Source organism: Kiloniella antarctica, from assembly GCF_042682825.1.
Taxonomy (GTDB): domain Bacteria; phylum Pseudomonadota; class Alphaproteobacteria; order Kiloniellales; family Kiloniellaceae; genus Kiloniella; species Kiloniella antarctica.
Genome location: NZ_JBHUII010000004.1, coordinates 634,543 through 657,599, shown reverse-complemented (window position 1 = coordinate 657,599; position 23,057 = coordinate 634,543). Strand labels below are relative to the sequence as shown.

The following is a 23,057-nucleotide window of genomic DNA, read 5'->3' as shown; positions in this document are numbered from 1 at the left end:
GCTACTCTCCTTATCCAACAACAGTGACGGGAACGCTGGCGTGCATCACCAGATTGGCGGTAGAGGTGCCAAAAACACGTTTTACAAAGCCACCTTCAGAAGAACGGGCGACGATGATTTGTTCGGCTTTTTCCTCAACGGCGACGGCGTCGAGCAGGTCGGCAACATCACCATGGCGCACGATGCCTCTGGCCGTAATACCATCCGATTGCACGGAGGATACAGCCGGGTTGACGATCCTCTCCGAGGCCATGACAATTTCTTCCTCGCGGCGTTTGTGCCGTTCTGAATTTTCTTCTGCAGTTTGGAATGTATAAGGTGACCATTCGATCACATAGACCATAAGAAGTTCGCAATCTCCGATAAGTTTTGCGAGTTTCTTAGCATAGGCCACGGCGCGTTCACCGGAGCCTGTACCATCCAGTCCAACGATTAAAGTAGCAGTCATCTATTTCCCCCTTTAGATATAACAATATTAGCAAAAACACCATGTACCGCCCGATTAAGCGTTCTTTACTAACGGTTCCAACTTCTTTTATGTCGTACTTATTTTATTAATAACTCGGTAACCATAACCTAGAGGCGAAAAATTTGCGACAATTTTTCTATTCATAAATTATGATGCGAAAGTTTTGAGGGTTTGGGGGGACGCGAATAAACCTTAATTTTATTGAAGGGAGTGTTTTTTAGAACAGTTCGTTCTTTGGCGAAGCATCTGGCGATTTTTTTGTTCTACAATTATGTTCAATCTTTAAACTTGGACGATGATCCTTGTTTGAAGGGGCGTACAAAAGAGCGTTTAAAAAGCGCAATAAAAAGGCATAATTATTTTATGAACACTTCTGCACAAGTGAAGCTTCCTGTTGAAATTGGTTTTTTGGCGTTACTAGCCCTGCTATGGGGTTCTTCCTATCTTTTTGCCAAAATTGCGATCACCGAAATTCCCCCGCTTACGCTTGTTGCTGTTCGAGTGAGTGGGGCGGCGATCTTCCTTATGATTGTCTTGTTTGTTAAGGGTGAACGTTTGCCGCGAGATGGTCGCAGCTGGTGGATGCTTTTGATCCAATCGACATTAAGCTCAATTGCGGCCTGGACCATTTTGGCCTGGGGGCAGCAGTACGTGGATAGTGCACTGGCCAGCGTGTTAAATTCTACCTCACCGATCTTTGTGTTTTTCATCACATTGATTTTTACCCGTCATGAGAAGATTACAGGTTTAAAGTTTTTGGGGGCCACACTCGGGCTTCTCGGTGTTGTCTTTATTGTTGGGGTTGATGCACTGGACGGCTTGGGCCAAGAGGTCATTGGCCAGCTTTGTGCTGTTGGCGGAGCAATGCTCTATGGGTGCGCTGCGATTTATGGCAAACGTTTTACGCACCTGAGTGCCCCTGTTATTGCCACGGGAACAATGCTGTGGGCGAGCGTGGTTTTGGTGCCTGTTAGTTTGATTGTCGATCGTCCCTGGACCTTGAACCCTTCCTTTCAGGCCATTGGGGCGCTTTTGATCTTGTCGATTTTTTGTACCGGCGTTGCCCTGTTGATCTATTTCCGCCTCATTAAAACGCTTGGGTCCCTTGGGGTGGCAAGTCAGGCTTATTTACGAGCGGGGATCGGTGTGATGTTAGGCGTTATCTTTCTGGGAGAGCAGATCTCTATCGTTATGGCAATTGGTATCGCCGCCGCAGTTATTGGTGTCGCGGCGATCAATATACCAAGCCGGAAAGCAGTCGTTCCAAGTCGCTGAGGAGGTTCAGTCTGAAGCGACAAGACATATTTGGTGATTGATGTCTTGTCGCTTTATCAAATCAGTTTAGTGATTTTTATCAAAACGAAGCTGTTATGTTGATCATCTGTGGTTGTGACGATAAGAGCTTAAGCGTCAACGAAGATTACTTCACCTGTGATAAAGCTATCAACCGAACGCTCGAACGCCTTACCAACAAGGACGCTTGGTACAGGTTGGAACCCAGGCATCATTTCACCATAGACATCCCAAGCTTCTTCGAGCACGGTGGGGTTGATCGAATTAATACGAATACCCCGTGGCATCTCGTACGCAACACACTTTACGAATGTATCTATTGCCCCGCTTGTCGTGGCATCCGCTATTGCAAAGGGGATTGGCTTAACGTTTAAAATTCCTGTAATCAGTGTAAATGAACCATTGTCTGCAATGTATTCCTGACCAATCCGTACCAAGTTGATTTGCCCCATCATTTTGCTCATGACGGTCGTCATCCATTGCTCTTGAGTCATTTCAGCAAAGCTGGCGTATTCACAAACACCCACCGTATTTACGACGGCGTCAAATTCTCCAATTGTTTTAAATAAATTTCTGACCGAAGCTTCGTTGGTAATATCTACTTGGTAGTCATAGCCCTCGACCGAACGACCGGCGGTGATTACTTTGTGATTTCCCAATCCGGTTAAGGCTGCTTGGCCCATTTTCCCTTGGGCACCAATAAGAATAACGGTTTTCATAAAACAACTCCTGACATCTTTATGTGTTCTGTAGGTACAAAATCTTGTAGCCAACTTTCGATTTGTAATATCAGGATCCGTGGTACAAATAGAAACAGTATTAACTTGTAATAGATACAAGTTAAATTTTATCCCGCGGTTTCTTATATTGTTAAAGGGGCTGTCCTAGATAACAAAAACCAGAAAGTTCATAACTTTTGACAATAACAAGTTCAAAAAACGTTCAACGTTTGGAACTCAAGCAGTTGAGAATATTAAAAGCCCTGTTGTGCGAAAGAAATGTCTCTCGTGTGGCCAATTCGGTGGGCTTAACGCAACAAGCTGTTAGCGATCAGCTTCGTAAAATGCGGGAAATATTTGAGGATCCATTGTTTGTCAGAACCAGCAATGGTTTGATCCCGACACCCACTGCCGAACAATTGGGGGAACGTCTTGAGAAAATCTTGAGCGAAGTCGAAGGGCTGTTTGATGAGGCTGAATTTGATCTGGCTACGATCGACAAAGTCTTTACGATTGCCGCAACTGATTATGCTCAACTGGTAATATTGCCTCATTTATTACCAAAGATTTGGCGAGATGCCCCGAATTTAAAAATTAATTTAGAAGATTTCGATATTGATAATCTTCACAATGAAATGGTGACGGGGAAGGTGGATTTAGCTCTTGCCTTTCCAAGTTTTGTTTCTGAATCCTATCCTAGAATCTCGTTGTTTAAAGAGCATCACATCTGTGTTGCTTCAAAGGAGTCACACCTTGCTGGACATCAGTTAAGCCTGGTTGATATCGCAGCTATACCTCAAATTATTGTTTCCCAATCAAGGCCGGATTTTCGAGGATCGATTGATACCCTGTTCGAAGAGCAGGGTATGAAACGTAATGTTATCATGTCTGCGCCCTGTTTTTCTGTCGTCCCTCATTACATAAAAAATAGCGATGCTATTGCATTTATACCTTCTCGGAGTATGCCGAAAGATGGACTGATCGAGCTTAATCTTGAAGAGAATACTCTCGAGTTTGAAGTCATCGCGGCCTGGCATTCTCGCTCCAACCACGACCCTTTGCACAATTGGGTCTTAAGTCTTTTAAAGGAAGAATTTTCTCGTAATTAAATAAACTTAGGGAACTTTAATGTGTTTTTTTAGGGGATATTACCAGAGATTAAGTTTTGTTGATAACTCTGCAAAAGCATCTGGAATCACTTGTTTCAGCTCTCTTTCCGTTTCCGAGCTTTGCAGCCAAGGGGAGACAGCAAAATAGAAGTGTGTCTTTTGCTCGAACTCTTCGATTTCTCGCCAGACGAGGCCAGGGTTTTTCTGGCAGAAAAGTTCAGCGATTAAAATGTTGCCGATATAAAGGGCATTAAATTCTTCTGCCATTTGCATGGCAAGAGTTGAATAGGGCGTTTCAAGAAGGTTTTGGATCTGTAAATTGTGACGGCGGATGATGTCCTGATGCTCACTGTAGCAAGGATCACTTTTGGGGACTGATATCATTTTCTGATTTTGCAGATCGGTGACAGTCAACTGTGGTTTTTCTGCTAACGGATGCATTGTGGGAAGGATGCAAACTTGACGGGCAGAAAGAAAACGCTGGTTCTCGATACTTTTGTGGTTCAGTGGCCTAGTATGAAAGGCAACATCGGCACGATTTTCTGTCAAGGCACTGATGGAATCTTCTTGGGACGCTGACGTGACTTGAAAATGCATGCTGCGTTGTCGCGGTAATCGTGTAAGTAAGTGTGGCAGTACCAAAGATGAGTTTGAGAAAGAAGCGCAAATGCGTAACTGGTTGACCTGACGGGTCTGACCACGACGCCACTTGGTGAAGGTCTTATCTATTCCCGTGAGTAACTCTTCTACGTCTTCGTGCAGGATCTTGGCGCGTTCGGTTGGGAAAATACGTCCGTTTTGACGCATGAAAAGGTCAGTCTCGAATGTGTCTTCCAGCCTTTGGATGTGTTGACTTATAGAGGGCTGGGTCACCCCGAGCTTTTCCGCTGCCTTGGTAAGGCTTCCTGTCTCCATTACTGCGGCAAAGGCTTCGAGAGATTTCAGGTGAGCAAGTTTATTTTCTTTAAGGCTAAACATTGGGTGGTTTTTTCGCTTATTTGTTCCGAAATCTCAGCGGCAGTCTGAGCATGTTATTTAAAGTTGTGTCATTTTATGTGTGACGTTGCCAAACAAATTCATTAGGGACTATGTTATTAAGACAACCTATAAGATCATAAGTTTATTTTATAAGATTGTCGATTTCTTCGTAAAGCTATAACCGTTATTGTCGTAATTATTTGTTTATCTCCTTTTGTTTGTTGGAGGTCTCTCTCTTCACAGTCCTTGACGTTGGTCTCTTAGTTCATAAATAAAATCTATAATAAACACTCATCAGCTAAAAGAATTCACTAAAAAATACCTGTTGGTTACCGCCTCATACTGAATATTAAAATAGAACACAGGGAAGAATTTAATGTCCATTCTCCACAAAAAGGCCGTGTTAGCCTTTGCGTCCACTTTACTTACCTCAACAATTTTAACAGGCCTGTCTGGCCCTCTCTCAGCACAGGAAGCTGTGCAGCCTGAAGCGACCCATGCTGTGGTGGAAAAGCAGTCTGTTAAGTCCGAGAAATTCATGGTGGCTTCGGCTAACCCAATTGCTACCCAAGTTGGTTATGAAGTGCTTGAGCGCGGCGGTACTGCTGCCGATGCTGCGGTTGCGGTACAGTTCATGCTCAATCTGGTCGAGCCACAAAGCTCTGGCATAGGCGGTGGAGCCTTTATGGTTTATTGGGATGCCAAGTCCAAAACCCTGACCACCTTTGATGGCCGTGAAAAAGCTCCGATGGCTGCCACGCCAGATTATTGGTTGGGTGCAGATGGGCAGCCTGTGGGCTGGTTTGACGCCGTGGTCGGTGGTAAGTCCGTCGGTGTGCCGGGAACGCTTAAGCTGATTGAAACGGTGCAGCAGCGTTATGGAAATCAGGACTGGGCGTCTTTGATTGAGCCGACCCGCGCGCTGGCTCAGGGTGGCTTTCAAGTCTCTCCGCGTCTGGCGAGCCTGATTGAGAAAGCCCAGGGCAAACGCAAACTTGAAACAATGGCCGGTACCCGGGATTATTTCTTTGATAAAAACGGCAATCCGCTCAAAGCCGGGACCTTGTTGCGCAATCCCGAATTTGCCGCAGCCCTTGCCCTAATCCAAAAAGAAGGCTCGAAAGTTTTCTACGAAGGCCAGATCGCCAAGGATATTGTTGCCGCTGTGAAAACAGAAGAAAACGGTGGTGTGCTCACGATGGCTGATATGAAGGCCTATACTGTCGTTGAACGTAAGCCTGCCTGTGCGGATTATCGAGGTTATGAAGTTTGCGGCATGGGGCCACCTTCTTCCGGCGCACTGACTGTTGGGCAAATCCTGTCGATCCTTTCTAACTATGACATTCCTGCCATGGGGCCGGGCGCTGAAAGCACACACCTTTATCTTGAAGCTGCCAAGCTCGCCTATGCGGATCGGGGTCTTTACATGGCCGACAGTGATTTCGTGAAAATGCCAGAAGGCCTGCTCGACGCAAATTATCTCAAAAGTCGTGCTGCCCTGATTGATCCAAGCAAAGCCATGGCCAAAGCTAATGCCGGAACCCCGCCCTGGAAAGAGGCCAGTATTTACGCGCCTGATACGCAGTTAGAGCGTCCGGGAACCAGCCACTTTTCTATTGTCGATGCGCAGGGCAATGTGGTGTCGATTACCACCACCATCGAAACAGGCTTTGGGTCACGGGTGATGAGCAACGGATTTCTGCTTAACAATGAGCTGACAGATTTCTCTCGCGCCCCGGAAGAAGACGGCAAACCGATTGCCAATCGGGTCGAAGGCGGCAAGCGCCCGCGCTCTTCCATGGCCCCGACCATCGTCCTCAAAGACGGCGCACCTGTGCTGGCTATAGGCTCGCCCGGTGGGTCGCGCATCATCAACTACGTGGCCCAGTCCATCGTTGCTATTCTAGACTTCAACATGGACCCGCAAGTGGCGATCAGCCAACCGCACATCGTCAACCGCAATGGTGCCACGGATATTGAGGAAAACACCGATGCTGTTGCGATGATCCCGGCTCTCGAAGCGCTTGGTCATGAAACCAAGGTCAGCGACCTGAACTCTGGCCTGCACGTCATCCAGATCAAAGACGGTGCCCTGATCGGCGGTGCCGACACCCGCCGCGAAGGCACGGTGATGGGAGACTGATAATCAGCCATTTTTGAAGGAACACCGGGCCTGTTTTTGGCTCGGTTTTCTTTTGTATGGTTGGAGTTCTATCGAAATGGAGATTAGATAAAGGGCATTTGGAGGTGCTTTTTGCAGGATTTTAAAAGCGGCTCGTTGCTTGGCTTTTAATAATATATGAAGTTATTCTCTACAAACTGATGAGAAGTTATATATTATTCGTATTAATTTTTCCGATCATGAGAGAAATCGAAATTAAAATCTTGATGTTCCGAACACTCTTTTCGCTGTTATTTAGTTTTTTACTCTGCTTTTGGAGCAGCCTCGCTTCTGCAACAACGTTACATGTCAGTGTGTTTGATCTTCATCCCTTTGGCAGCCGGGATGCCGAGGGGAGGGGTGTTGGGATTATTCCTGAAATTCTCCAAGAAATTTCTCAGGAAACCGGGCTTGATCTAAATGTGAGGGTGGTGCCCTACAAGCGAATGTTTTTCGAGCTCGAAACCGGGGATACGGATTTTGCGATATTCTTTCGGACCACAAGAAGCGAGCAGATCGCCACGCCAAAGGTTCGGGTTTATACCTTGCGCAATATTGTTGTCGGTAAACGCGGGATTGATCTTTTAGCTTATAATGATCTTTACAGGCACACGATTTCTGTGCCGAGGGGAACTTTCTATCAAGAAAAATTCGACAATGATCCCGTGTTAAAAAAGACTTTAGTTCCCGGGTTTTCCAATGCGGTCAACCAGCTGTTAGAAGACCGGGCTGAACTCGTCGCAGGGCCAGAGATATCCATTGTTTATCATTTGAGAAATCTCGGGCTTTCAAAAGATATATTGGGGCAATCTCTTTTCCTCAGCAATAGATCTGCCTGGTTACAGGTATCCGAAAGATCTAAAAACCTGACCCCGGAAACTCTCCAAATCCTTGTTGATACAGTCAATAAGCTTCATCAAAACAAAATTATTGAAAACATCATGAAAAAGTATAATTAGGCATCTCAAGGGTCCTTAAGGGGAGGGATTTTGAAGATTGTTCTTTTGCCGGGTTTGGATGGAATGGGTGACATGTTCGCACCTTTTCTTTCGGTGCTTGATGGTTTTGAAACACAAATTATTGCTCTTCCAAATACAGGCAAACAGGATTACGAAACTCTGACAAGTTATGTAATGTCCCAACTTCCAGACGAGGCGTTTATTCTAGTTGCGGAATCATTCTCTGGCCCGATAGCCGCACAGATATCTGCAAAATCACCGCCTCACTTAAAGGGAATTGTATTTGTCGCCTCCTTTCTTTCATCGCCGAACAGAGCCTTACTGTTTCTTGCCAAGTTGTTGCCTTTAAATCTTTTGGCTCGATTACCCTTAAGTCGGTTTGTATTGCGGTTTCTTTTTCTGGGGTCCGTTGCAGGTGACGACCTAATGGATTTATTCCAAAGCACAGTGAAAAAGCTGTCCCCAAAGCTAATGAAGGCCAGGCTCGAAACCCTTCAATCCTTGGATTTTGAATGTTTCTCAAGTGAACTGCCAGTAGTGTATATTTTACCATCATCTGACAAGCTGGTCCCCCAATTCAAAAGCGAGCAATTTAAAGTCTGCTACAAAAATGTTGAGATTAAGATAGTCGAAGGTCCTCACTTTTTATTGCAAGCAAAGCCTGTGGAAGGGGCATATATCGTAACTGAGTTCGTGAATTCGTTATAAAATAAAACACCCTGCCCGGGGATTTTTGATACCAAGCTTTGATATGTTTTACAGAAAAATTGGCCAGGGTGTCTTTTTTGCGGGACCACTTTTAAGGAGGGTAGTTGTTATTTCACTTCTCAGTTATGACCGTTTAACTAATTTAAGACTGCAACAGATAATTCTGACCGCCGTGAGTGTACCCCTGCCCATTGTATGTCCTGAGGATTAATGTTTGAGATACTGTTGAATGTTTTCGCTCTTTTTTTAGAAAATGTGTGGAGCTTGTATATGGCAAATGAATGTTTAAAAATGTCATCTATAGGTGAAATTAATTCATAAATTTTCTCAATTAAGTATTCAAAATTTAAATATATCATTACCTTTCGTTGAAATTAACCTTTTGCTTACCTCCTCAGTTCAATATGCCCGTAACGGGTGAGAAGTGTCGATAAAATAAGAGCATAACGTTAAAGGCTTTCAACCACATTGTTGGCTGTAGGTCGTTCCGCGGAAGACATAATGTAAATGAGTTTGTTTCGAGTATTTCTGTTAATTTGTAGTGTGATCATTCTTTCTTTTGTAAATAATGGTACTTCCATAGCGGGACATCCTGCGAGTGGGCAAGCAAACCTTCGGTGTTTTTCTGTCAACGAAGGGTTATCCTCAAGTTTGATATTCGAGCAGACTTTTGATCAAGACGGCTATTTATGGATTGCCAGTTCAAATGGACTAAACCGTTATGACGGATATGATTTCACGCTTTTTAGTAATGCCCCGGAGAATACGACTGGTATTGTTGGGGCTAACGCGCGGAGCGTGGTTACAGATCAAGAGGGGCGGATTTGGGTCGGAACTCATAAATTAAGCCGATATAGTGATAATAAGGGGAGTTTTCAAAATTTTGGTGTATCCAGTCAAAAGTTAATTCATTCAATACATCAAGATCTTGGTAAACGATTATGGATTGGTGGGGCGAGCTTTGGATTAAGACAGGTTAATCCGGATACAGGCGAACTGGTTCAGGTCTTAATCAATGATGTCAGCGAAAAAAAATCTATCATAAGCAATACAATCCATCGCATGATCGATGGTGAAAATGATGATTTATGGATTGCGACAGATATTGGGTTAGAGCATTTTGATATTAAAACAGGCATTTTTACTCACTATTCGTTGAGCGACCTTGTTGCAACAATAACGCATAATTTTATTCGTGACCTTACGCTGGATAATAAAGGAAATATCTGGATTGCGACTGCTGAAGGTGTTGTTGTTTTTAATCCGAATAAGAATACGTGGGTTCATTACCAACATTCCAAACACGATAATACATCAATTGCTACGGATGATGTCTGGACAGTTTTTGAAGATACTAAAGGACAGATTTGGATCGGCACAGATAAACGTGGCGTGAATAAATATTTACCAGAAACAGATAATTTTTCTCATTATCAGTCTGGTACAGGTCGAAATTTTATTCCTACTGGCGCCATATTTGATATCAAGGAAGATATGAATGGTGCTTTGTGGTTGAATATTTTTAATCACGGTGTTTGTCGCTTTAGCACACATGATCTCAAGTTTGAGGTTTATCAAACGAACCCTGCGGACCCATTAAAGGGGCCAAATTTTGATAACCTTCTTGATATTCATGAAGATAAGAATGGTAAAATCTGGATAGCGACAGATGGTGGGGGGGTAAGTTTATTTGATCCTGAAACGAGGTTATTTCGCCATTTTTCTCATGATCCTGAAGATCAAAATAGTTTGAGTAGTAATTCGGTTATCAGTATTGCCGAAGGCAAAGACGGTATTCTGTGGTTTGGAACATGGGGCGGAGGGTTAAATAAGTATGATCAGATCAATGAAACGTTTATCCGTTATAAAAGTGACGAGGTGTATCGAAACGGCCTTTTGGGTAACAATGTTTTTAATATTCGTATAGATAGTAACGATATTTTGTGGCTCAGCGTTTGGGATAAAGGGTTGCAAAGATTTGATCCCAAAATTGAGATATTTACCGATTACAGTCTTACTAGCGAAGCTGCTCCGTACAAAATTTCAAATCAACATATAAACTTTCAGCATGAGGACAAAAGTGGAAGGCTTTGGTTTGGTGGTCACGATGGCCTTGAGATGGTTAATCCAGAAAATTTAAATGTTAATTCCATCATACTTAATACTCAAAATGATATTTATGATGTTTATGAAACTATGGAAGGGATTTTATGGTTTGCAACTTCAGATGGACTTGTTCGTTATGACCCTGTTACAAGTGAAAAGGAATCATATGGCAGAAAACAGGGGTTATCAGACAACTTTGTAACGGGGATAGAAATTGATGATAATGAGTTTTTCTGGCTTGGAACCCGAAAAGGCTTAAACAAGTTTGATCCACGGACAAAAAATATCGAAACTTTTGGCCTTTCTGATGGCCTCCAAGGTTGGGAATTTAATCGATTTAGTCATCTGAAATCAAAAGATGGTATTATGTATTTTGGTGGTACAAGGGGATTAAACGTATTCGATCCCAACCACCATTATAAGAATAACAGAGTACCTAAAGTAGAAATCACAGGCTTGGAGATTTTTCAAAAGCCGGTTTCTATTGCGGAAGAAGGCCTTCTTCCTGAAAAGATCAGCGCATTAAAAAAAATTGAGTTGTCATACGATCAACGAGATGTTGCTTTTAGATTTACGGCGTTGGATTTTAGCGTTCCTGAGAAAAACCAATTTAGATATATGCTGGAAGGTTTTGATAAGAACTGGACGCTGGTTGGGAGTGATCGGCGAAGAGCCCATTACACTAATTTAGCGCCGGGAGACTATATCTTTAAAGTTAAGGCGGCTAATAATGACGGGGTCTGGAACAATGAAGGTGTATCCTTGATTGTCGTGATTACACCACCATGGTGGGATACTTATATAGCTAAAATTAGTCTTTTTGTTTTGATTGCTGTTTTTGCTTACGGCTTCCACTGGTTCCGATGTTCTGGTAACCAAAAGCGAGAAAAAGAATTAGAAATCCTTGTTGAACAAAAGACCGAAGAGCTGGCAAACTTTAATCGGTTTTTGGAAGATCGTGTTTTGGAACGCACCAAAGAATTAGTGGCAGCAAAAGAAAATGCAGAAATAGCCGATACATCAAAAAGCGCATTCTTGGCGAATATGAGTCATGAGCTTAGAACACCGTTAAATGCAATCATTGGCTTCTCGCAAATGATGCAATCTGAAGTTTTTGGATCTTTGGGGAATATTAAATATCGGGAGTATACCGAAGATATCCATAAATCAGGCTCGCACCTGTTGAGCTTGATTAATACTATTCTTGATGTGTCTCAAATTGAAGCCCGAGACGTTATGCTATACGAAGAATCTATTCGACCACGTGATATTATTGATGATGTTTTTTCAATGGTTTCTCATATGGCGAAGAGTAAAAAACTGGATTTAATTGTTGAATGTCCCTCTGATCTACCAATGCTTTATGTGGATAAAACACGGGTGAAACAAATTTTCTCTAACCTTATTTCAAATGCGATCAAGTTCAATAAAGATTGTGGAAAGATAATCGTCAAAGTTAGTGAAACGTCAGGTCATGAACTAAAAGTTGAGATTGAAGACACGGGGATTGGTATTGAGAATAGTAAAATTTCCGGAGTTCTTAAGCGATTTGGACAAGTTGAATCCAGCTTTAGTCGCCTCAATGACGGCATCGGTTTGGGGCTTTCGATTGTGAGCGATTTCTGTAGGCTTCACCAAGCTCGGTTTTCTTTAAACAGTGAACTTGGCAAAGGAACTGTTGCGACAGTTATTTTTCCGAAAGAACGAACGGTTACACCAAAAGACCCGGATACTGCAGGGTCTTTAACTCAGTTAAAAAAGAGGCTGGTCTAAGCTGAGCATTCAAAATAAAACACCCTGCCCGGGGGTTTTTGTTATCAAGCTTTGATATGGTTTACAGAAAAATTGGACAGGGTGTCTTTTTTTGCAGGGCCCCTTTTAGGAGGGGCAGTTGTTATTTCACTTCGTAGGCAGCTGAGTTCGCAATTACAGCGCCGATTACTTCTTTGACAGCTTCTTCAGAGAAATCGGCATCTTGATAGATTTTGTAGAGTTTGAAGTCGGAAATCCGGCTGAGGACAAACCATGCCAGGCGGGCAGCTTCGGGGGACTCTTCCTTATAACCCAAATCGACGGCAACGGACCTGATCCACTTATGGGCAAATTTTCCGGCGACATAGTGGGAGAAAGACCAGCTACCATCGGAATAGGATGAGAGGAACCATTCGGCCATACGCTTGTCTGGGTTGAGCTGTGGCGCTTTTGTGCCTGCATATTCTGCGGCTTCTTTCATGGCCGGGTTAAAACCTTCTGCTTTACCGTCCTTGTTGGTTACTTCTATATCCCAATGCGGGTCGAAGTGGGTTGCTGCTGCACCAAAGAGCAATTTTTCCGGCGCTTTACGTTTGAGGAGTTCGGCATAGACGACCGCCCCGTGTTCGCCCATCCATCCCCACTTGGCCACGCCGTCTTTTCCACCCCATGAACCGGGGAACCATTCCGGTTTGATCACGGTACCTGATTTTACGTCCCAGTTGTACCAAACTTTACTCCAGTCATGTAGTGCCAGCTGGGCAATCACGAGATCTCTGTCGCTGTTACGGATGCCGTGAACCTGATCAAAGGTGTTGAGCCAGCCCAAAGCGATCTCGATGACTTCGACCAGATGCACAGCCAGACCACCGGGATAGTGATGGTGACCGGGGCCACCCGTTGCCGGAGCTGTCCTCAGGGCATCAGCAGATGCCTTGCCGTTGAAGACTGTTGATTCTGGTGTGGCATACATGTCGAGCACCAGGGTTCTGAGCTCCGGGTCCTCAATCGAATTGATATAGCCCATCAGGCGGTCATAGGCTGCTGTGGTCCAAGCACCACTTTTGGCCATATCGGTTGGGTCCATGGCGAGAATTTGGTTCAACCGTTGTTGTGGAACTTCGGCTGCCTGAGCCGTATAGCTGTAACTGCCGAGCAGAAAGCAGACGAGAAGGAGAAGGCGTGGTGTTTTCATGATTATTTGCTATCCAAAAGTGTTTACGCAAAGGATCTCTTCGATAACTTATGGAGGTGACAGATGGATGACGGCAGCAAGTCAGGTGTGTAAAGTTTTTGAAACAAACGCATTCCGCAGATCAACTCGTGATCAACAACAGTAAGAGCATCGATGTGGCAAAATAAGTAATTATTTTGGGGTAAACGTTTTGGATGAACATGGACCACCTGACTTGCGGCACGATATTTAGTAGTGTTTGAAATAGCTAAATACGAAACAAGCCCAAGGCATTTGATACATCGCGGTATGTTGCATCTGTAATGTTACGAGCGCGGTCCGTACCTTCTTTAATAACATCTCTAACATATCCGAGGTCCTTAGAAAGATGCATCCGCTGCTTGCGGATGGGACGAAGTAAATCCTGCAGGATGCCTTCAAGCCGACGCTTTAGAACCATATCGCCAAGACCGCCGTGACGATATTGTGCTTTTAATTCCTCGACAGCCTGATGGTCCTCATCAAACGCATCCAGATAGGAAAAGACGACATTACCTTCAACCTGTCCGGGGTCCTCGACCCGTAAATGGTTGGGATCTGTGTACATCTGTTTGACTGCGGCGCTTATGTCTTCTGGGGAACTGGAAAGAAGAAGGGCGTTGCCAAGAGATTTACTCATTTTTGCCTTGCCATTGATTCCCGGCAACCGACCCATTTTTGGAATTACGGCGGTAACTTCCGGTAATACATCAACCGAAGCGGTAGCATTAATCCGTCGAACAATTTCGTTGGTTTGTTCAATAAGAGGGGCCTGATCATCACCGACGGGAACGATTGTTGCCTTAAAGGCTGTGATGTCTGCGGCCTGCGCTGCCGGATAACAGAGAAATCCTGCGGGAATGTCGCGTCCAAAATTTCGGGCGCGGATTTCTTCGCGGATAGTTGGGTTACGCTCAAGCCGGGAAACAGTTACAAAATTTAAGTACAACATAGAAAGTTCGGCGAGGGCAGGTAAATGCGATTGGAGACAAATGGTTGTTTTGACCGGATCAACACCAACAGCAAGGTAATCAAGAGCGACTTCGAGAACGTTGGAGCTAACCTTGGTAATATTATCGGCGTTGTCCGTTAGGGCCTGCGTGTCAGCCAAGAGTAAATATTGTTCGTGGTCTTCTTGAAATTGTAATCTGTTTTTAAGCGAACCTACGTAATGTCCGATATGTAGCGGACCTGTGGTGCGGTCACCTGTAAGTATGATGGGTTTCGTCTGGGACATTTTGCTCTCAATTTTAAAAGAAAAGGGAGAGCCGCCACATGATGCAGTATACATAGAAAAGCCGCCTCACGGGCGGCTCATAAACGTGACATATCGTCGGGCCGCTCCTATGGAGAGCGCCACCAATTTCTAACTGCGTATGTTTGACAATATTTCATGGTCGCTACTTAGCATTGCAAACGAAGATCACGCAAGCTCATAAAATTTAAATTTAAGGAGAAAAGGTGTTTTTATCCACCCGTATGAGCATAAGTACTGTTTGGAATAACGTGATCAGGATAGCGAATGAGGCGACTGTCATTGGTCGGTTGATCAAAGCTGTGTTGCCAAACAGCACCCGGCCAATAAGTTTCGGCCATTCTGCGGGTTGGCCAATAGACAGAGGTGTATAGGGTGCCAAAACCTTTGGAGAAGTTGGTGGAATAAAGCGGTGGTTTGAGGAACGCAGCGATAAATTTGTCGGCAGGTTCTTCGTGCATGGTCAGACGGCGAAGGAGAAAGCGCTCGCGCTCGACAGTTCCTGTTGCTAGTGCGTGCTGGTGCCATTCAACATGTGCTTGATGATTGGTGGCAACCCTGGCGGTGGTTTCAACAATTTTACGGTCAGGCGACAAATAGACGGTGGTATAATCACCTGAACGATCGACACAGGTGATATTGTATGCCATGTGGCAAGGAACCCGACGGAGCACGGCTATGGCTTCTTTTGTGGTGTCACAAAATTCGAGAATATAGCGCAGGATCAGAGGGACACCAAACCCGTCCCCCAAGACGCGGCGGCCACCAAAAGTTAGAGACAGAGCAAGGCCGGCATCGTTCATGCCATCAACCACACCCCACATTCCATCCGAGGTCGCAAGGACACGTCTGCCATTCCAAGCGCTATCGAGAATGATGCCATCACACAACTCGGGATTATAATCGTAATTGCGCACAAGCATTGGCTCATCATCACCAAGCCATACGGCCTGAGAACAACCAGAGAGATAAGGAGGCGGGCGGTAGAAGCTGAGAAACCGCGCCGCGAGATCACTGCCACCGGCCAACTCACAAAGTGTTTCATAAGTGGGTACAAGTTCGGGCATGTGTTGTTTTAGAGCCCGTAAACCCGAGAGATAGGTTTGGCGCGCAGATAGGCTCTCGCTCAAAAACCACTTCTCATAGGCAGGCCAGAGCTTGTTAAACTGCTCTTTCCAGGCGGGACCCGCCTTGAGTTCGTGAATTTTATCGAAGATCAAATCCATAGTGCGTTATACCAAACTAAATTATTTCTCATGTTCGAATTAAACGGTTTTTACAAATAGAGCCCAGATAGGTTTTACGATTTATCTGGGCTCTATATTTAATATCGCAATCTTACTTACATTATTTTAAAAGCAGGATCACTTATAGGGAGCGCCTCTGCAGTTGGCAAAGGTGTGGCCTTGAACTTTGACTTGATGCCTTCAATCCATTGTTTGGATCTCGGGTTAAGCTGGAACGCCTTATTCATTGCACGTCCCCGGGTCACAAGAATACCAAGATCTGCGCCTTCATAGCGGTAATCGCCAACATTGGAAATTCGCAGGAAAAAGGCCTCTGTGTCAGAGGAAACAGCCCGGCGGTGATAATCAAAGCGGTCAAACTCGACACTGCCATCGGGGAGTAACTTCCAAATGCCGCTTTCAGGGGCTTCTGTGAGTATGTCCACGCTGTCATCGGTGTGTTTGATCACCATTTGACACCAGTCGTCGATGTTGTCGCTGTCGGCCCAACGGTTGTTCAGTTCTTTGACATCAATTTTGAAAGGAATGTTGGAAAATTCAAGGAGATGAAAAAGGAAAAGCGGTGCATCGGCATGTGCAAAGGCGGCGTGATTGGTCATCGAGCTTGCGCCCGTCACACGCGGGTTACACTCGCCGAGATAAACTTCGCCATCATCTTTGTCGATAAGGAAATCAAGCTCGAAGTAACCACGATAGCCTTCTTTTACCAACTGGTCGCCGAATTTTTCGGTATAACGACGAGATTTTTCGCGAATTTCTTCATCAAAAGCATCTGGGAATATTTCATTCCCACACCACCCGCCTCGATAAGGGGTAAGCTGTTTAAAGCCAACGAGTTCTGTCATCAACGGACCAACAAGAGTTCCTGCTTTGGTGGCACAGGCTTCCACGGCAGAGCCCCGGTTGTTGATGCGTTTCATGATTTTGATTTCGCCCTGACCGACGATATCTTTTTCATGACGCTTGAAGTCTTTTTCAGTTTTGATAAAGAAGGTGGTGTGACCGGAATCACCAAAGGCGGATTGCAGAACCAGATCGGTGCCGACTGGTTTGGCGACCTCTTGTAGATGTTTCCAGCTTTTTACCTGGCTGAGCACATTTGGGACACTTGGCACACCTGCGGCATTACCAATACGTACGGTTTCAATCTTGTGATCAATCTTTTCGCGCAAGGCTGCTTTGGGGAACCAGACGTCGATTTTCAGTTCTTTACAGATCTTTTCAATCCGGGCGTCAAACATCAAGAACACCACTTTGGGTTTCTTTTTACAGGCCTTGATTTGATCAATGACTTCTTTATGTTCAAGCAAATAGACGTTGATGTCTTCTATCGACTCAAATTCTTGATGTTCAATTTCTGTCGGTACGAATACGTTGGGATGCCGACCATCAAAACAATCAATATAGCTGATATATTTAAAGTTTCGACACCATTCATCAATCCCTAGCAGGTTAAAGTTGGTTGCACTTATAAAAAATATCGGTTGTTCGTTACGGTGAAAAAAACGCCGAATTTCCGAAATGTTATCAAGTGATTTAGGCACTTTTTTTGATGGCTTTTTCCCCGTAGCCTTCTTTTTTTTTGCAACAGTACTGTCCATGTTTAAGCTCCCTGTTATGGTCTTTATTTGGATGTCTGATTTATTCAGCTTTTAGTTTTTTTATTTTTTTTGGCTTTGGTTTACTTTGTATCTGTTTTTCAATGGCTTCTTGTGTGAATACCCGAAGGCCAAGTTCTGGTCTGTAACCGTGGATTTCCTTCACATCTAAATTGCGGAGGAACTCTATGATTTCAGTACTGGCGACTTGTCCTGGTACCAGAATAGGAAACCCTGGTGGGTAAGGAATAATGAAAGAGGCGGATACAACATCTCTTCCTTCGGCCATTGCGTTATCAAGAGTCCTGTCGTTCAAGTTCATGTATTCACAATTGTTTGAATCATAGGCTAAGAAGAAGGGTGTTCTTGAATCTCCTTCGGCAACATCACCAGAAAGATCATGTCTGAAGGCATCGTGAAATCTTGAGAAATCAGGTAATGGTGGAAGGTCTTCCACCATTGACTTAACGCTCTTGTCGTAAATTGTACGCTCGGCCGGGCTCATGTCTTCGAGTTGTTGTTCTAGCTCATGAGCGATCTTAACAAGCACTTCGATTAGATACGCAACCGAACTACGTGTGGTCCCGATATTTGTCATAAACAATACGGAGTTCCGGGATGTTTTGTTAATCTGAATACCGTATTTGTCCATCAAAATTTTGTTTTTGAAGGTATCTCCATCCATTCCGGTATCACCAACAAAGAGAGTGATACGGGTGGCATCAAGACAGAATTCGTCCGTTTCCCAAGCATCCCAAATATCATTCCAGCCTTGTTCTGGATCATAATAACTTTTGATCCCCGACTGGCGATATTCCGGCGGAACCATATCTGCAACAGTCAGAATACGGAAAAACTTTTTTAACTTTGGATGTGTCATGATGCTTTGACGCAGAACCATGGCCATTTCGACCTGCTTTTGCACCAGCTCAAAACCTTCCAGTTCGACCTGTCTTCTTCCCACATCCAGTGACGCCAAAATCTGATAGTTTGGCGAAGTGGACGTGTGGGTCATATAGGCTTCATGAAAAGCTTCTTCGACCTTTGATTTATAATCCTGATCGTAAATGTGGATCATGGACCCCTGCCGTAAGGCAGTAAGAGTTTTATGGGTCGATTGTGTTGCATAAGCCCTAATGCGTACATCTTCCGGATTTGGATAAAGTCGTTGATCCAACCAGGCCTCGGTATCATCTTCAGCGATATGCGCGGTTTCTTCTTTGAATGTGTTGTATTCTTCGAGATAGCTCTCGGACCGATAGCGTTCTTTTAAATGAGCCGCGGAGAACATGGCTGTGCGTTGTCGGTAAGTTGGACCAAAGCGGGCAAAGCCGAACCAGGCTTCGTCCCAAAGGAAAACAAGATCCGGCTTGATGGCAAGACACTCTTCCATCACCCGTTGCACGTTATAGATGATCCCGTCAAAGGTACAGTTGGTGAGCAAAAGCATCTTAACGCGATCAAGTTTACCTTCAGCGCGTAATTTCAACAGTTTCTCTTTTATGCTGCGCAGAGGAACCGCGCCATACATTGAATATTCGCTCAACGGGTAGGAATCTAGATAGACCACATTGGCCCCGGCAAGCACCATGCCGTAGTGGTGGGATTTGTGGCAATCTCGGTCAACCAGAACGATATCATCAGGACGCACCAGTGCCTGAACGACAATCTTATTACAGGTTGAGGTGCCGTTGGTGGCAAAGAAAGTAACCTTGGAGCCAAAAGCGCGGGCTGTGAGGTCTTGGGCTTCTTTGATGGGCCCGTGAGGCTCAAGAAGAGAGTCTAAACCACCAGAAGTTGACGATGTTTCGGCCAGAAAAATATTCAAGCCGTAAAATTCGCCCATATCCTGAATCCAGTGGGATTTGATAATGGACTTGCCGCGAGAAATCGGCATGGCATGAAAAACACCAGTAGGTTTTTCCGAGTATTTTTTTAACGCGGTAAAAAATGGCGTTTTGTAGCGGTCATCAATACCACGAAGAATATTGAGATGCAGTTCAAAGAAATCTTCGCTGTTGTAGAATACCCGGCGACAAGTTTTTCCGACCCTGCCAGCGATGTCTTCAACCGACTGATCCGTGACAAGAAACAGATCCAGTTCTGGTCGAATACGCGAAAGGGCATCGGCAAGGATAATGGCGTAGTCGCTGCTTTCAGCATCATCAATACCATCGACCTTTGCATCGCGTAAAAACTTGTTCAAGACCGGCAGTCCGTTTTCGGAATGCAGATCAAAACCAAAACGAATTACGACGGATTGGATACTATGGTTAAAAGATGCTGCGATTAGGGCGTCGTCCAAACTCGGAACAAAAACCGGAGCATAAGTAAACAGGTCGGAATCAGTTCGCATAGATGCCAGTGCAGCACGTTGTGATTCCTGTTGAGCATCAGAAAGATCATCAACAATCAGGACTTCGAAATAGGGACGTTTGCGTGCGCGGTCGAAATTGGTGTAACTCCCCGGTTCGATAGAGGCGTCACGCTCTGCAACTGTTTCGGCATCTCCATTAAGATGGATGTGCTTGCGTCTGTATTCTCCGCTCAAAAGGGCAGTTGCGATGCGTTTGATTTTATTTGCAAGGATCTCGTAATCTTCCAATTGCTCATCAAGTATGAGCTGTCGGAAGGCTTGCGGCCCAGGAAAGGCCCAGTAAATTTCTACTGGAGCAAGGTAATCGAGAAGTTCCCGTACTTTTGTCAGATGTTTATCGCTGTTGGGGCCACCATTTGCCAACTGACGGCTGGTGCTTTTAAGCTTATTCCAGGTATCAATACGAAATTGCGAAGCGTTATAGTAATGGCTAAGTGATTTTTGGTTATAAACTTTCTTGGTTTTCGCCATATTTCCCTCTTCCCTGCTAGCATCTTATTGTGATGATATTTTTGTTATTCTTCTTTTTGTTCTTATTTCCTGTTCTTAATTCTTTTAATTACTCCCAGTACTGTGGGCTATCAAATGTGCACCCTTTGTACTGGGGTTTGTTTCCTATGGATCATTCACCGTGGTTATCCGCCGTGGTTATCCGCTGTGGTCTGCATTTTGATTTAAGGTTTTGTTTTCGCCTTTGATTTCGTATTTATGTGATAAGTGTCTAGGTCCAACTGGTTAAGGTCAACGCGTAGGTGTTTAATTCTTAAATCAAGTCAGATTGTGCGGGTGCCGCCGTGCCATTTGAAGAGGCCCAAGGCTCTCATGATACGCGTGATCAAATTTGGTCTTATCGTAAACGGAAAAATCAACATTTTTGTCTCTAAAACTTTTGAGAACTTGTCCCAAGCCGTTTTGTCCGAGTGAACGTTGGTGCCTGACCAGATCCATATCAATTTCGATCGGGATAATTTCTTCGCTACCGCGTGCTTCGTAAAGCATATTACCACCCGGACCAACCACACAAGAACGGCCAATACCACCTGCGCCAATGCCGTTGATATCGAACACATAACATTGGAATTGAGCAGCGGTTGCACGGGCAATTGCCAGTTCAACATCACGATCCGTTGTGCCTGTTAATACTGGGTGTAACAGAACTTCTGCGCCCATGGCAGCAAGTGTACGTGTGGTTTCTGGGAACCAGATGTCGTAACAAATTGAAAAACCAAAGCGCCCAACACTTGGCACATCAAAGACCAAAAATTCAGTGCCGCCTGTGACGCCTTGTTCATAAGGCATAAAGGGAAACATCTTGTCGTAACGCCCAATGATCACGCCTTCTGGGTTTATGACAACAGAAGTATTAAAGACGCCGCTTTCTCTGCGCTCGAACATGGAACCGGGTATGATCCAGATACCGTGTTTTACAGCGAGCTCTTGAAAGATCTCAATCTGATTTGTAATGGTTTCCGGATGATTGTCGATGAGAGGCCCAAAAGGAGCCAGCTCACTAAACATGATCATGTTGACCCAGGGGAAACGAGCGAGCGCAACCTCTGTCCGCAGTTTCATGGCGGAAATATTTTCATGAGTTGCGGATACAAACATTTGTATGCCTGCGATAGAAAATGGTGTCATATTTTTCTTTTCACGTTTTTACGGCTGGCGTAAGTGCCTAAATGTACAAGGTGGTAAAATTATCACCCCGCCTTGTACAGGGTTGTGTGTGTAACGATAGATACCAAATACATCCTGCAGAAATGTTACCACTACTGGGTATCACCACTACTGGGTATCACCACTACTGGGCGTCAACAAGGCATTGCGCAAGTGTTGCCTCTAGAACATCCATACCTTCGTCAATCAAAGCATTTTCTGCGGTGAGGGGAACGAGAATTCGGATCGTATTGCCATATATACCACAGGACAAAAGAATAAGCCCGTTTTCCATTGCTTTTACACAAAGTGCCTTAGCCAAAACGGGATCAGGAGCATCACCTTTCATCAGCTCAAAGGCAATCATACCCCCAAGATTACGGATATCACCAATAACAGGTTCGTTAGCGCGCTGGGATAGTTCTGACAAGCGGGCAACTGTTCTTTCTCCCAGCGCAATAGCTTTTTCATTTAACTTTTCAGTTTCAATGACATCAAGCACGGCGAGCGCTGCGGCACAGCCAATCGGGCTGCCGCCATACGTGCCACCCAAACCACCCGGCGCTGGTGCATCCATAATGTCAGCTTTACCGATAACACCGGAAAGTGGGAACCCGCCAGCGAGACTTTTGGCAACGGTAATCATGTCTGGTTCAATGCCTGCGTGTTCGATTGCAAGCGTGCGCCCGGTACGGGCAAAGCCAGTTTGAATTTCATCGGCAATTAACAAGATACCGTGCTGATCGCAAATCGCCCGCAGCTTTTGCATAAATGCAGGAGAGGCGATGTAAAATCCGCCTTCGCCCTGAACGGGTTCAATGATAATCGCGGCAATTCGGTTTGGATCGACATCTGCTTTAAAAACGGTGTTGAGAGCGTCGAGTGAATCTTCTTCGCTGATGCCATGATTGGCCATGGGATAAGGCACATGGAAAATGTCAGCGGGGAAGGGACCAAAGCCGACTTTGTAGGGAACAACCTTACCGGTTAAGCCCATTGTCAGATTGGTGCGGCCGTGAAATCCGCCTGAAAAAGCGATCACACCTGGACGTCCCGTATGGGCACGGGCAATCTTGATCGCGTTTTCTACGGCTTCCGCACCTGTTGTCAGAAATAGTGTTTTCTTTGGTGTCGGTCCCGGTGCGATTTTGTTTAGGCGCTCGGCCAGTTCCACATAGCTTTCGTACGGTACGACCTGGTAAGCGGTATGGGTAAAGCGTTCCATCTGTTCTTGAACGCGTGCCATCACTGTTGGGTGACGGTGGCCCGTATTGAGTACGGCAATCCCGCCTGCAAAGTCGATATAACGTCTGCCTTCGACATCCCAGAGTTCGGCATTTTCCGCCCGGTCGGCAAAAACATTCGTTGCTGTTGCAACACCGCGGGGGATTGCATTATCACGCCGCGCTGACAGAGAGCTATTATCCATAAGTGTCTTGCCTTCCTTTGTTAGGATG

The 23,057-nt window shown here is 45.0% G+C and carries 16 protein-coding genes; 6 read left to right on the top strand and 10 right to left on the bottom strand.

Features of this window, described 5'->3' with window-relative positions:
- Positions 1 to 10: 10 nt before the first annotated feature.
- On the bottom strand, positions 11 to 448 hold the full coding sequence (locus ACFSKO_RS10135) for a universal stress protein (protein ID WP_380251102.1): 438 nt from the start codon (positions 446 to 448) through the stop codon (positions 11 to 13).
- Positions 449 to 832: 384 nt separating this feature from the next.
- Here ACFSKO_RS10135 and ACFSKO_RS10130 point away from each other — a divergent pair, with 384 nt between their 5' ends.
- Entirely contained in the window at positions 833 to 1,744 is a 912-nt protein-coding gene (locus ACFSKO_RS10130) for a DMT family transporter (protein WP_380251100.1), read from the top strand.
- A 128-nt stretch (positions 1,745 to 1,872) separates the two neighbouring features.
- Here ACFSKO_RS10130 and ACFSKO_RS10125 read toward each other — a convergent pair whose 3' ends face one another.
- Complete coding sequence (locus tag ACFSKO_RS10125) at positions 1,873 to 2,481, bottom strand: short chain dehydrogenase (protein ID WP_380251098.1); 609 nt, start codon at positions 2,479 to 2,481, stop codon at positions 1,873 to 1,875.
- Between the two features lie 197 nt (positions 2,482 to 2,678).
- Between ACFSKO_RS10125 and ACFSKO_RS10120 the strand changes: the two genes are divergently transcribed.
- Positions 2,679 to 3,590 (top strand): LysR family transcriptional regulator, encoded by a 912-nt coding sequence (locus ACFSKO_RS10120; protein ID WP_380251096.1) that lies wholly within the window; start codon positions 2,679 to 2,681, stop codon positions 3,588 to 3,590.
- Positions 3,591 to 3,629: 39 nt separating this feature from the next.
- Here the strand turns inward: ACFSKO_RS10120 and ACFSKO_RS10115 are convergent, their stop codons facing one another.
- A complete protein-coding gene (locus ACFSKO_RS10115; RefSeq protein WP_380251094.1) occupies positions 3,630 to 4,568 on the bottom strand; it encodes a LysR family transcriptional regulator in 939 nt (312 codons plus the stop codon).
- A gap of 376 nt (positions 4,569 to 4,944) precedes the next feature.
- On the opposite strand from ACFSKO_RS10115, the gene ggt reads away from it, so the two are divergent.
- The 4 genes from ggt (at position 4,945) to ACFSKO_RS10095 (ending at position 12,275) form a co-directional block, all read left to right on the top strand.
- Positions 4,945 to 6,711 carry a gamma-glutamyltransferase gene (gene ggt / locus ACFSKO_RS10110; RefSeq protein WP_380251092.1) on the top strand — a complete coding sequence of 589 codons (1,767 nt, stop codon included), beginning with the start codon at positions 4,945 to 4,947 and terminating at the stop codon, positions 6,709 to 6,711.
- Between the two features lie 245 nt (positions 6,712 to 6,956).
- Positions 6,957 to 7,688, top strand: coding sequence for a transporter substrate-binding domain-containing protein (locus tag ACFSKO_RS10105; RefSeq protein WP_380251090.1), 732 nt, complete (start codon positions 6,957 to 6,959; stop codon positions 7,686 to 7,688).
- Between the two features lie 30 nt (positions 7,689 to 7,718).
- Positions 7,719 to 8,396: an alpha/beta fold hydrolase gene (locus ACFSKO_RS10100; protein ID WP_380251088.1), complete on the top strand. Its 678-nt coding sequence runs from the start codon at positions 7,719 to 7,721 to the stop codon at positions 8,394 to 8,396.
- Between the two features lie 1,062 nt (positions 8,397 to 9,458).
- Complete coding sequence (locus tag ACFSKO_RS10095) at positions 9,459 to 12,275, top strand: ligand-binding sensor domain-containing protein (RefSeq protein WP_380251086.1); 2,817 nt, start codon at positions 9,459 to 9,461, stop codon at positions 12,273 to 12,275.
- Positions 12,276 to 12,396: 121 nt separating this feature from the next.
- Here the strand turns inward: ACFSKO_RS10095 and ACFSKO_RS10090 are convergent, their stop codons facing one another.
- From ACFSKO_RS10090 to gabT, 7 genes are all read right to left on the bottom strand, one after another.
- Positions 12,397 to 13,236, bottom strand: a complete 840-nt coding sequence (locus tag ACFSKO_RS10090; protein ID WP_380251084.1) for a hypothetical protein — start codon at positions 13,234 to 13,236, stop codon at positions 12,397 to 12,399.
- A gap of 460 nt (positions 13,237 to 13,696) precedes the next feature.
- Positions 13,697 to 14,704, bottom strand: a complete 1,008-nt coding sequence (trpS, locus tag ACFSKO_RS10085; RefSeq protein ID WP_380251082.1) for a tryptophan--tRNA ligase — start codon at positions 14,702 to 14,704, stop codon at positions 13,697 to 13,699.
- Positions 14,705 to 14,934: 230 nt separating this feature from the next.
- Positions 14,935 to 15,948, bottom strand: coding sequence for a C45 family autoproteolytic acyltransferase/hydolase (locus ACFSKO_RS10080; RefSeq protein WP_380251080.1), 1,014 nt, complete (start codon positions 15,946 to 15,948; stop codon positions 14,935 to 14,937).
- A 116-nt stretch (positions 15,949 to 16,064) separates the two neighbouring features.
- Positions 16,065 to 17,570 carry a biotin carboxylase gene (locus ACFSKO_RS10075; protein ID WP_380251078.1) on the bottom strand — a complete coding sequence of 502 codons (1,506 nt, stop codon included), beginning with the start codon at positions 17,568 to 17,570 and terminating at the stop codon, positions 16,065 to 16,067.
- A gap of 40 nt (positions 17,571 to 17,610) precedes the next feature.
- Positions 17,611 to 20,415, bottom strand: a complete 2,805-nt coding sequence (locus tag ACFSKO_RS10070) for an aminotransferase class I/II-fold pyridoxal phosphate-dependent enzyme (protein ID WP_380251076.1) — start codon at positions 20,413 to 20,415, stop codon at positions 17,611 to 17,613.
- 297 nt (positions 20,416 to 20,712) lie between these two features.
- Positions 20,713 to 21,582, bottom strand: a complete 870-nt coding sequence (locus tag ACFSKO_RS10065) for a carbon-nitrogen hydrolase family protein (RefSeq protein ID WP_380251074.1) — start codon at positions 21,580 to 21,582, stop codon at positions 20,713 to 20,715.
- A 163-nt stretch (positions 21,583 to 21,745) separates the two neighbouring features.
- A complete protein-coding gene (gene gabT / locus ACFSKO_RS10060) occupies positions 21,746 to 23,029 on the bottom strand; it encodes a 4-aminobutyrate--2-oxoglutarate transaminase (protein WP_380251072.1) in 1,284 nt (427 codons plus the stop codon).
- Positions 23,030 to 23,057 lie beyond the last annotated feature (28 nt).

Excerpts from the sequence above, each read along its gene's own strand:
- ACFSKO_RS10135 (WP_380251102.1), bottom strand. The coding sequence starts at position 448 with ATGACTGCTACTTTAATCGTTGGACTGGATGGTACAGGCTCCGGTGAA.
- ACFSKO_RS10130 (WP_380251100.1), top strand. The coding sequence starts at position 833 with ATGAACACTTCTGCACAAGTGAAGCTTCCTGTTGAAATTGGTTTTTTG.
- ACFSKO_RS10125 (WP_380251098.1), bottom strand. The coding sequence starts at position 2,481 with ATGAAAACCGTTATTCTTATTGGTGCCCAAGGGAAAATGGGCCAAGCA.
- ACFSKO_RS10115 (WP_380251094.1), bottom strand. The coding sequence starts at position 4,568 with ATGTTTAGCCTTAAAGAAAATAAACTTGCTCACCTGAAATCTCTCGAA.
- ggt (WP_380251092.1), top strand. The coding sequence starts at position 4,945 with ATGTCCATTCTCCACAAAAAGGCCGTGTTAGCCTTTGCGTCCACTTTA.
- ACFSKO_RS10105 (WP_380251090.1), top strand. The coding sequence starts at position 6,957 with ATGTTCCGAACACTCTTTTCGCTGTTATTTAGTTTTTTACTCTGCTTT.
- ACFSKO_RS10095 (WP_380251086.1), top strand. The coding sequence starts at position 9,459 with ATGATCGATGGTGAAAATGATGATTTATGGATTGCGACAGATATTGGG.
- trpS (WP_380251082.1), bottom strand. The coding sequence starts at position 14,704 with ATGTCCCAGACGAAACCCATCATACTTACAGGTGACCGCACCACAGGT.
- ACFSKO_RS10080 (WP_380251080.1), bottom strand. The coding sequence starts at position 15,948 with ATGGATTTGATCTTCGATAAAATTCACGAACTCAAGGCGGGTCCCGCC.
- ACFSKO_RS10075 (WP_380251078.1), bottom strand. The coding sequence starts at position 17,570 with ATGGACAGTACTGTTGCAAAAAAAAAGAAGGCTACGGGGAAAAAGCCA.
- ACFSKO_RS10070 (WP_380251076.1), bottom strand. The coding sequence starts at position 20,415 with ATGGCGAAAACCAAGAAAGTTTATAACCAAAAATCACTTAGCCATTAC.
- ACFSKO_RS10065 (WP_380251074.1), bottom strand. The coding sequence starts at position 21,582 with ATGACACCATTTTCTATCGCAGGCATACAAATGTTTGTATCCGCAACT.
- gabT (WP_380251072.1), bottom strand. The coding sequence starts at position 23,029 with ATGGATAATAGCTCTCTGTCAGCGCGGCGTGATAATGCAATCCCCCGC.